Origin of the sequence: uncultured Cetobacterium sp. (genome assembly GCF_947038635.1) — a bacterium.
Lineage (GTDB): Bacteria > Fusobacteriota > Fusobacteriia > Fusobacteriales > Fusobacteriaceae > Cetobacterium_A.
Map to the genome: position 1 here is coordinate 1 of NZ_CAMQXC010000076.1, position 10,637 is coordinate 10,637.

Annotated in this window: 10 protein-coding genes; 5 read left to right on the top strand and 5 right to left on the bottom strand. The window is 27.0% G+C overall.

Annotated elements, in window-relative coordinates:
* Nucleotides 1-709: hypothetical protein (locus tag Q0V08_RS07945; RefSeq protein WP_297433710.1), on the top strand; the 709-nt coding region annotated here is incomplete at its 5' end.
* A gap of 42 nt (nucleotides 710-751) precedes the next feature.
* On the opposite strand, the gene Q0V08_RS07950 is transcribed toward Q0V08_RS07945, so the two are convergent.
* Nucleotides 752-2,077, bottom strand: coding sequence for an MATE family efflux transporter (locus tag Q0V08_RS07950; RefSeq protein WP_297433712.1), 1,326 nt, complete (start codon nucleotides 2,075-2,077; stop codon nucleotides 752-754).
* A gap of 149 nt (nucleotides 2,078-2,226) precedes the next feature.
* On the opposite strand from Q0V08_RS07950, the gene Q0V08_RS07955 reads away from it, so the two are divergent.
* Nucleotides 2,227-2,976, top strand: coding sequence for a glucosaminidase domain-containing protein (locus tag Q0V08_RS07955; protein ID WP_297433714.1), 750 nt, complete (start codon nucleotides 2,227-2,229; stop codon nucleotides 2,974-2,976).
* Nucleotides 2,977-3,004: 28 nt separating this feature from the next.
* Here Q0V08_RS07955 and Q0V08_RS07960 read toward each other — a convergent pair whose 3' ends face one another.
* Both Q0V08_RS07960 and Q0V08_RS07965 read right to left on the bottom strand, forming a co-directional pair.
* The gene (locus tag Q0V08_RS07960) at nucleotides 3,005-4,234 is read right to left on the bottom strand and encodes a GNAT family N-acetyltransferase (protein WP_297433717.1); all 1,230 of its coding nucleotides are present in this window, start codon (nucleotides 4,232-4,234) and stop codon (nucleotides 3,005-3,007) included.
* A 79-nt stretch (nucleotides 4,235-4,313) separates the two neighbouring features.
* A complete protein-coding gene (locus tag Q0V08_RS07965; RefSeq protein ID WP_297433719.1) occupies nucleotides 4,314-5,489 on the bottom strand; it encodes a dicarboxylate/amino acid:cation symporter in 1,176 nt (391 codons plus the stop codon).
* Nucleotides 5,490-5,652: 163 nt separating this feature from the next.
* On the opposite strand from Q0V08_RS07965, the gene Q0V08_RS07970 reads away from it, so the two are divergent.
* Complete coding sequence (locus tag Q0V08_RS07970) at nucleotides 5,653-6,600, top strand: potassium channel family protein (protein ID WP_297433721.1); 948 nt, start codon at nucleotides 5,653-5,655, stop codon at nucleotides 6,598-6,600.
* A gap of 46 nt (nucleotides 6,601-6,646) precedes the next feature.
* On the opposite strand, the gene Q0V08_RS07975 is transcribed toward Q0V08_RS07970, so the two are convergent.
* Both Q0V08_RS07975 and Q0V08_RS07980 read right to left on the bottom strand, forming a co-directional pair.
* Nucleotides 6,647-7,888 (bottom strand): coproporphyrinogen-III oxidase family protein, encoded by a 1,242-nt coding sequence (locus Q0V08_RS07975; protein WP_297433723.1) that lies wholly within the window; start codon nucleotides 7,886-7,888, stop codon nucleotides 6,647-6,649.
* Nucleotides 7,889-8,023: 135 nt separating this feature from the next.
* Nucleotides 8,024-8,737 carry an SIS domain-containing protein gene (locus Q0V08_RS07980; protein WP_297433725.1) on the bottom strand — a complete coding sequence of 238 codons (714 nt, stop codon included), beginning with the start codon at nucleotides 8,735-8,737 and terminating at the stop codon, nucleotides 8,024-8,026.
* A gap of 118 nt (nucleotides 8,738-8,855) precedes the next feature.
* Between Q0V08_RS07980 and Q0V08_RS07985 the strand changes: the two genes are divergently transcribed.
* Together Q0V08_RS07985 and Q0V08_RS07990 are read left to right on the top strand one after the other, a co-directional pair.
* Nucleotides 8,856-10,070 carry a molybdopterin molybdotransferase MoeA gene (locus tag Q0V08_RS07985; protein WP_297433727.1) on the top strand — a complete coding sequence of 405 codons (1,215 nt, stop codon included), beginning with the start codon at nucleotides 8,856-8,858 and terminating at the stop codon, nucleotides 10,068-10,070.
* The coding region (locus Q0V08_RS07990; protein ID WP_297433729.1) for a molybdenum cofactor guanylyltransferase at nucleotides 10,063-10,637 on the top strand (575 nt) is incomplete at its 3' end. The genes Q0V08_RS07985 and Q0V08_RS07990, both read left to right, overlap by 8 nt.

Sequence of the window (10,637 nt, forward strand, 5' to 3'; positions counted from 1 at the left end):
ATTCTCAATAGTAGGAATATCTTTTGCTGCTGTTGTTGCTGATTTATTAAAATTCTCTAAAATATTCTGGATATTTTATGGGACTATCGCTTTTTCAACTATAGTTGCTGGATTTGTAATTGCTAGATTACCTTTGAAAAAATTTAAAAATGAATATTATGAAGGTAATAAAGTTGATGATAGTGGAGCTAGAAGCTTTGCAGAAGCTCTTCATTTAGCAACAACTACAGCTGGAAAAGCTTCTGAAAAAGAGATTATTGTGGATTCTCTTTTTAAAGTTTTAGTTATCTATGTAACTTTTATTCCTGTTATTATGTGTGTTGGATCTATTGGTTTGGTTATTGCAGAAAATACTAGTTTCTTCAATATCTTATCTATGCCTTTAATGCCTATTTTAAGAGGATTAGGATTTACTCATGAAGTGGCATCGCAAATGGCTCCTGCCATGATTGTTGGTTTCTCTGATATGTATCTACCTGCTCTATTTATTGAAAATACAACAAGTGAAGTAGCTAGATTTATAGTTGGAACTCTTTCTTTTGCACAATTGATATTTCTAAGTGAAACTGGTATGATTCTTGTTAATTCAAAAATGGGATTCTCTATATTAGATGTTGCTAAATTCTTTATTTTAAGAACTGCTATTACATTCCCTATTATCTATTCTATAGCTATGATACTTGTTAAATTTGGAATTTTAAGCTATTAATTTAAATAAAAAAAAACGGATTTAAAAATCCGTTTTTTATTTTTATACAAATCCTTTTGCCATCCATTTCTTAGTTTTCCAACGCCACAGCATTGCAAAACCTCTTATCCACTCGTCTGTTCCATTAGCTATCCATACTCCAACTAAAGCCCATTCCATTCTTATTCCTAGTAACCATGACAATGGTGCAGCTACTCCAAGCATAACAATGCATCCCATTATCATAGGGAATTTTATATCTCCTGCTGCGTGAAGTGCGTTTATAACTACTATATTAAACGTTCTTCCAGTTTCTATAAAAATTAACCATGGAAAAACTTTTGCTGTTGCTTTTACAACTTCCATATCTTTAGTAAATAACTCCATTATTTGAAACCTTAAAAAATAAACTATAATTGAAACTAATGCTGCAGCTATAAAAGACAGCGTTAAGCTTTTCATACATTGATTATATGCTTTGTCTTTATCTCCAGCTCCTACAAGTTGTCCTACTTGTATTGCTGTACCATGTCCTAAAGCAATGGAAAAAATCATAATAAAGGAAGATATTAATGCTAAATACGTTCTTGCTGTAATCTCAATTGTTCCCATTGTATTTACCATAGCTAGAATTATAACTTGTGTTAAACTCCACGTTAAATGCTCTCCTGCTGTAGGAATTCCAATAGATAAAATTTGCTTAACTTTTTCATAAGTAAATTTCTTCAAATCTTCTACAATTTTAAATTTACAATAATTTGTCATTACAAGTAATGAAATTATCGCACCTATAAATCTTGAAAAAACCGTAGATAATCCAACACCAGTTACTCCTAAAATTGGTGCTCCTAACCATCCAAAAATAAACATTCCATTTCCTAAGATATTTAATAAATTAACTCCTACATTTACAAACAGCATAGGTTTTGTATTTCCATAGCTTTTTAATATAGCTCCATTTGTAAGAGATATTGCTTGAAATATACAAAGTCCACCTACTAATTTAAAGTAATTCATACCAATCTCTCTAAGACTCAATGGTAATTTTATCTTTACCAAAATCCACTCCCATGCAACTAAATATACTAATCCCAAAACTGCACCAATAACCACATTCATTACTAAAGAAGCTGCTATTACCTCCTTTGTAGATTTATGATTTTTTGCACCTACATATTGAGACATAAGAATTGTTGTTCCTAAACAAATAAAACTAAGAACTGTATTTTGAATAAGTAAAACTTGGCTCATTCCCCCAACTGCTCCAACTGCTTTATCACTAAATCTCCCTAACATTATGGTATCAATATTTCCTACTACAGTAACTAATAACAGTTCTAAAAATATTGGAATTGTTATTGAAAATAATGATTTTTTTTGCTCTAACATCTATTGCCCTCTCCTACCATGATTTAATATTTTATATCGTTTTATTATACTATACCTTTAGCTTCGTGTAAATTTTTTATTGATTTTTAATGTATCATCATGTATAATCTAACGTATATTAAAATTATTATATCGATAAAGGAGAAGCTATGTTAAAAAAATTAGTTATCAGTATGCTCATTTTTTTCCTTTATTCATCTTTTTCATTCTCTATTGATGGGGATTTTCATATCCCGCACGAAATTAATTATAAAACTATCGAAGTAAAAACATTAAAAGATTTAGAGAATAAACCTACTGGAAATCATGTTTACTCTTTAGATGGATTAGATTTAAAAAAATTAAGCGTACGTAGTCGAAAAGAAGTTTTTATTTCAATGCTCCTGCCTAGTATTGAAATTGTAAACAAAGAAATTGATAGAGATATTTCTATCATAGAAATATTATCTAAGAAAAATTCTCATACTTCTGAGGAAAAAAAAGAATTAGATAGAATTTTTAAATCTTATAAAGTTTCAGCATATAATTGGTCTGAACTTAAAAAAAGAATGATTAAATACCCTACATCACTTATTCTTTCGCAAGCGGCTATTGAAAGTGGTTGGGGAACATCAAAAGTTTTTAAAGAGAAAAACAATCTTTTTGGTATGAATGCCTACAAGCATACAAATCGTACTTACAAAGAGTATGACTCTATTAAAGACTCTGTTAAAGATTTTGTTCTAACTCTTTCTAGAGTTAATGCTTATAAATCACTTAGAACCAAAGTTCATGCAGGTGAACCTCCGGAAAAAATTGCACATGGTCTAACTAATTACTCTGAATTAAAGGGTGCATATATAAAAAAGGTGCAAACAATGTTAAAACATAATGATTTTGAAAAATATGATGATGCATAAAAAAAAGTCTGCTTAATTGCAGACTTTTTTAATTTAATAAACAATCTAAATGAATAATAACATTTTTTACCAATGGGAAATCCTCTTTTATAGAATTTTCTAAGTCATCTGATATTTTATGTGCATTGTAAACACTCATATCTTTTGGAACTCTTATATGTAACTCTAAAAATATTTTATCACCAGATTTTCTCATCATAATATCATGTACATTTTTTATATCTGTATTTTCATATATATATTTTTTTATCTCTTCAATAAATTCCATATCTTGTTTATCCAGGATAGTATCTGTCGTTTCTAGTATTACACTAACTCCTTCTTTAAATATCAATACAGCAACCAATATACTTATTATTAAATCAAATATTGGATTTACATAAATAGATAATAAAATTCCTAATACTACACCAAGAGATGCAAATATATCATTTCTACTATCTTTAGCATCTGCTATCAAAGCGCTGTTTTCCGTTTCTAATCCCACTCTTATTTTCTGTTTATACATAAAATATTTTACAACTGATGAAAATAAAGCAAAATAAACTGTTAGCATTTCTGGAACTTCTCTTTTTTCACCTGAGAAAAGAATTTCTATTCCTCCCTTTCCCAACTCAAAAGCTGTAAGTATCATAAAAATTCCCATTATTACTCCAATTACACTTTCTATCTTTTCATGTCCAAAAGGGTGCGATTCATCCTCCGGTATATTACTAAAATGAATTCCTAATAAAATACCACTAGAAGTTACAACATCTGAAAGGGAATTAAATCCATCTGCTAATAATGCTCTTGATTTTCCTACATATCCAAATCCTATTTTTGTAGTAGCTAAAATTATATTCCAAAATATGGATGCTATTACAGTTTTTTGTCCTTCCTTTTTTCTAAAATCTTTATTTTCTACATCTTCTATTACAAATTCTCCATCCTCTTTCTTTTTAAACCCTATTTTTATTAAAAAATCTGAAATCGAATTATCTTTACCGACAATTAAATTTCCTTTTTTTATTTTTTTGTTAATAATAAAAAGTAAAAGTTTTGTTCCATAAGATTTAAATCTTTCATCTTTTTTTACAAAAATTCTTTTTAACTCATAATTATTTTCATTTTTTTCTAACAAAATATAAGCTATAATTTCATTTTTATTTTCTATAGTATAATATAACCCCTCTTTATCTAAAGAAAATTTCTTATCTAACTCTTGAAACTCTTCAAGTTTATTTTCTATATCCTCATATACATAACTCTTATACATCTCTCCTCCGCAAAACAATGATTAGAATATTATATAAAAAAAACTCTCCTTTTACAAGCCTGGAGAGTTTTTTATTTTTTTAATTTTGCAGACTTTTATCTTTTTTAAAAATCCCATTTAATATTAATGCTAATGCCCCGTCACCAACAACATTACAAGCAGTTCCAAAGCTATCTTGTAAAGCAAATATTGTCAGCATAAGAGCTATTCCAGTATCATCAAAACCTAATACTGATGATATTATTCCAAGTGATGCCATAACTGTTCCCCCAGGAACGCCAGGTGCTCCTATTGCAAATATTCCTAATAAAACTACAAATAATACCATTGTTCCTACTGAAGGAAGTGTTCCGTATAGTACTTGAGAAACTGTCATTACAAAGAAAACCTCTGTTAAAACTGATCCACATAGATGAACTGTGGCTCCTAACGGAATTGCAAAGTTAGCTATATCATCATCTAAACTTTTTGATTTTTTAGCACATGATAACGCTACTGGTAAAGTTGCTGCTGAAGACATTGTTCCTACAGCTGTTAAATACGCTGGTCCATAAAACTTCAATAAATTTAATGGATTTTGTTTTGATACAGCTCCACCTATTGTATATAAAATAGACAACCATATAAAGTGCCCTACTAAAACAATTACAACAACTTTTAAAAATATTGGTAACTGTTTTGTTATACTACCTTCATATGCAAGTGTTGCAAAAGTTGTTGTTATAAAAAATGGTAGTATTGGAATTATAATCTTGTAAACTATCGATAAAATAACATTATTAAACTCGTCTAAAGCGGCTTCTAACTTTTTAGAATCTGTCCATACTATTGCTAATCCTAAAAATAAAGCTAAAACTAAAGCTGACATAACAGAAAGTACTGGCGGTATATTTAACTTAAATATCATTGGTGGTAGTGTTTTTAAACCATCTACTACTGTTAATATATTTAACATTGGAATAATCATATATCCTGAAAGCATTGAAAATATAGCTGCTCCTAATGATGATAAGTATGCTAATATTAACATAGCTACTAACATTTTACTCGCATTAGCTTTCATTTTTGTTATAGCAGGTGCTATAAATCCTAAAATAATCAATGGAACTGTAAATGAAATAATTTGACCTAAAATAAATTTAATAGTTTGAATCACTCCAATTACTGGTTCACTCGAAAATAATCCAATAATTAATCCTATGATAACTCCAACAATTAACTTTAATATTAAGTTATCTTTTTTTTCTTTTGACATTTGTTCTCCCCCTTTAAATTAATTTATTAATCTCTTTCTACTTTTCAAGTTTATTACTCTTTGTTCTAATTGTCAAATATTTCTTCTATAATTTTTAAAGGAAATTTAAAATCTTTTAGTAAGTGTTGAATAGAAAATATTTTTTTGGAGGATACTTAAAATTATGATAAATTATAAAAAATTTTTCTCAAAACTAACAGAGAATATCAAGAACATAAAGAATATCAAAAATATTAACGATTTAAAAAAAGAACAAATACGTACTTTTTCTTTAATTCTTTCAATTTTATTTACAGCTTGGGAACTTTATACTTCAAATACAATAAACTCATCTAGGGAATTTATTGTCAGTAGTTTTATAATGATAATATCTATGTTTTTTATTATATATCCATTTATATACTTTTTTAGACCAAAATTAAAAATTTTTTTGAGTAATCATACAATTTTTTCTATTTTTTTAATTTTGTATTTCATTTTATTGATTCCAATCTTAGGTGGAATTGATTATATATTTTTAAATATATTTTTAGGTAGTTTTATTATTAAATTTTTACATATTATTTCTATTTTAGTATCAATGTCCTTAATAATTATTATAGTATCTAAACAATTTATCATGCTTATAAATAAAAAAAGGCAAATTAAAGGATTAGATATTCTTACAACCTTTTTAACATACATAACTTTAGGATTAGCTTTTGGTTCTTTCTATTATATTTTAAATCTAATGGCACAAAATAACCTTTTTATAGGTGTTGATAAACCCTCTACATTTAATTTAGAAAACTTTCTTAATCATCTTTATATCAGTTTGGGAAGTCTTACAACTGTTGGTTCTGGAAGTATCTCTCCTTTAAATGCGTATATACGATTACTTTGTGTTTTAGAAACTATACTCGGAATTTTCTTAACAAGTTTTTCTCTTGGATTTATCTTTTCAGCTCTTGGTGCTACATTACCACCTACTCCTCAAGAGGATAGTACTCTAGTTGCTCAACCAAATCCAAGTGTTCCTACAAAAAAATTCCCTTTGTTTTGGGGAACAGTAGATTTTCTAAAAAAAATAAAATCAGATTTAGATGATATTGAAAATACTTCAACGAATTAAATAAAATAGTATAGGCATAAGAATTCTGCATTCTTATGCCTATTTTTTATAATCTATTTTCAAAATATTTTTCAACCAAGAGTGCAGATATATTATTTCCCCAAAATATCCCTTTTTTCGTATATTTATAAAATTTTTTCTCTTTATTTATAGATATATATCCCATTTTTTCTAACTCCTCTAAAGCTCCATATATCTTATCGTATTTTTCTCCTACTAGATTACTTAATTCTTTTAATTGTACATTTTCATATTGAGCAATCCCTGATATTTTCTTTAAATTCATTACCTTTTCTGTATCTAAAGAGTAAAACGAGACTAATTTATTTAAATGATATAGCTCTATATTTTGAACTCTTCCCCCTGCTCCTACTCCAATCGGAATTAAATCTTTTAATTTATGGACATTTCTGATGTATTTATACGAATCTGTTCCTTTTGTTAATTTAGTATGCTCTAAAACTTTATAACCATTCTCCAATAAAAAGTCTAAAAATGTATCATGTAATTCTTTATCTCGTTCAGTTTTGTAATCAAAATTTTTCTCTCCAGAATTTAAATCTTTTGATATTTCAGATCCATCATGAATCATTAAAGAATAATAACTTACACTATCAGGAGATATTTCTGATACGATTCTAGCATCCTCTTTAACTTCCTCAATACTTTGGTCTAAATAATTGTATATAATATCCAAACAAACTAATCCTTGAAACTTTGCTTTAATTTCTTTTAGTCTTTTCTTTACAAACTCTTGATCATAGGTTCTATTTAGCAATTTTCTACCTCTATTTGAAAAAGTCTGTATTCCTATACTCAATCTATTAACTCCATATTTTTTCATAATCTCTAACTTTTCCCAAGTTAAATTATGAAGTGTCGTTTCAAATGTAAATTCACAATTTTCTTCTAATGGAAAAACTTCTCTTAAAGTTAATAAAACTACTTCAAGTTGATGAGGTTTTAATATTGTAGGTGTTCCTCCTCCAAAAAATATTACTGAAAACTTCTTTTTTTGTATATACATTTTATTTCTATACTTATTTATCTCTTTCACTAAAAATTTTGTATAATCCTCTAAATCGTTATCTAATTGCTTTCTATTCATATTACAAAATGAACAAATTTTATCACAAAAAGGTATATGTACATATATTCCACCATCTAAATCTTCCGGCTCCTTCTCCATTAATTTCCAATATGATTGAGGTAGTCTTAATTTTCTCTTATTTTTAGATAAAATTATATCCTTAACATCGTGATGTGATTTATATCTTATTTTAAACATTTTCATCCTCCCCCTATTTTTTATACACATTAAAATATTTGATTATCAAATTAAAAGTTAATTTAATTATAATGATTTATTCTAATTTTGTCAATTTAATTAATCTAAATAAAAAATGGAAGAATAAATCCTCCATTATTTTTTTAAATATTCTTCTACTAACTCTTCAAAAAATAATATGGTATTTCCAAAGAAATCATTTTTTTCTAAATTTCTGTCATCTAATAAGTTACTATTTTTTATTACAAAAGTTAATTCAGCTAACTCCTCCATACTACTATTTTTTATTCCTGTTAAAACTATTACAGGAACCTCTTTTAATTTAGCCTTTTGGCATAAATTTAGAATTGCTGCTGTCTCTCCTGATTTTGAAACTACTATTAACACAGGTTTTTCTTCGTAATCTCTCTCTACATTTTCCATATACTCTGACATCATAGAAAAATAACCAATTACCATTAATTTATCGGATATATATTTTGCAATAGGATTTGAAAACCCTACTCCATGAACAAAAATTGGTTTATTTTTTTTTCTTTTTAAAAGATTTTTAAATTTCATTCCTTTTTGTAAAGAAAAATCTAAACAATAATTTTCTGTAACACTCTTTTTTTCTAAGCTTGATTTCAAAGTTAATTCTAATCTATAAACCATATCAATAAATCCCTTATATCCTAATTTTTTAGATAAATTCATAACCACTGAAGTTGATGCAAAACACTCTTTTGCTACTCCCCTAACACCAATCTCTAAAGCTTTGTCTATATTATTTACTATATAACTTAATGCTAACTCTTCTGATTCTGTTAAATTATATCTTTCACCTAATTTATATATATCTATCTCCACTTTTTTCCCCCAATCTTTTATTCTATTATATCATAATTTTTAAATACTTTTTTTTCATATTTTATGTTATATTATTAAAAAGAAATTATTTAATTAAATTTATGCGAGGTGTTAAAATATGGAGCAAATTAGTTTAGAGTGTGCCCTTGAAACTCTATTAAAAAAAATACAACCCTTAAACACTGTTGAAGAGAAATATATTTTAGATAGTTTAGGCTTTGTCTTAGCAGAAGATATCTTATCTCCTTTAAATAATCCTCCGTTTAATCGTTCTCCTTTAGATGGTTTTACTTTTAATAGTAATGATAGCATAGGAGCTACTAAAGATACTCCTGTAACTTTTAATGTTATATCTGAGATTTTTGCAGGAGATTACTGCAATAAAAAAATCTCTTCTAAAGAAGCTTTTAGAATAATGACTGGAGCACCTATTCCCGATGGATGTAATTGTGTTATTAAACAAGAAGATGTAATTTTTAATGAGGAAACTAAAACTTTATACATAAGTAAAGAACTAAAGCCCTTTGAAAACTTTTGCTTTTTAGGTGAAGATTTAAAAGTTAATGACCTTGTAGTAAAAAAAGGTGAGATTATTACGTATAACCATATTGGAGTATTTGCTTCTTTAGGAATTAATACTCTCAAAGTTTTAAAAAAACCTAAAGTTGGAGTTCTAAGTTTAGGGAGCGAACTTACTATGCCTGGAGAAACTCTAGAAAAAGGTAAAATTTATAATAGTAACCTTTTTACTCTTATTAGTAAATTAAAATATCTCGGAATTGATGGAATTATATACCCTCCAATGAGTGATGATTCAATACTAGTTTCAAACTTTATATCTAAAGAACTTAAAAATATAGATTTCTTAATAACTACAGGTGGAGTATCTGTTGGAAAAAAAGATATTATGCACGATGTAATAAAAGAACTTAATGCCAATAGACTTTTTTGGAAAATTAATATTCAACCTGGAACTCCTGTTTTAGCATCTGAAAAGGATGAAAAATTAATTCTCTCTCTTTCTGGAAACCCTTTTGCATCTTTAGTTAATTTTGAACTTTTAGGAAGACCAATCTTATCTAAACTTAGTTCTAATAGTATAAAAAACACTTCTATCGTAGAAGGAATAGTTAAAGGTGGTTTTAATAAAAAATCTTCTAAAAGACGCTTTATTAGAGGGTACTTTAAAGATGGTTATATATATCTAAATGATCAGAAACATTCTTCTGGAACTATATCATCTCTTATTGGAAAAAATGCTATTGTTGAAATTACTCCAGGAACACCATGTTTAAATGAAGGCGATAAGGTTACGGTGATTTTAATTGATTAAAATTAAAGATATCAATGTTTTAATTTTAGCAGGTGGTAAAGGTAGTCGAATGAACTATTGTAATAAAGCTTTATTAAAATATAATAATGAAACTTTTTTAGATCGTTTAAATCTTCTTTTTTGTGATTTTAGTAAAGTTTATCTATCTTTAAATAGTGAACAGGATATTTCTACAGATAATTTTATTAGAATTGATGATGACTATAAAGAGATTGGCCCTATATCTGGTTTATATAAAGGAATTTTAGAAAGTGACCTAGACTATATTTTTACTGTTCCATGTGACGTTCCGAACCTAACTAAAGATTTTATTGAATATATAACTAGTTTTGTTTCACCTTATCATGATGCTTTTATAGTTAGAGATAAAGATGGATTTATTCACCCTTTACTTGGAATTTATACTAAAAAATCTCTTCCTACAATTAAAGATGCCATTGATAATGATGATTTTAAAGTTTTAAATCTAATGAATAAACTTGATATTAAATTTATTGATTTAAAATATACTATTTTTGATGATAAAAATATCTTAAAAAATATTAATACTCCAGAAGATTACAACAC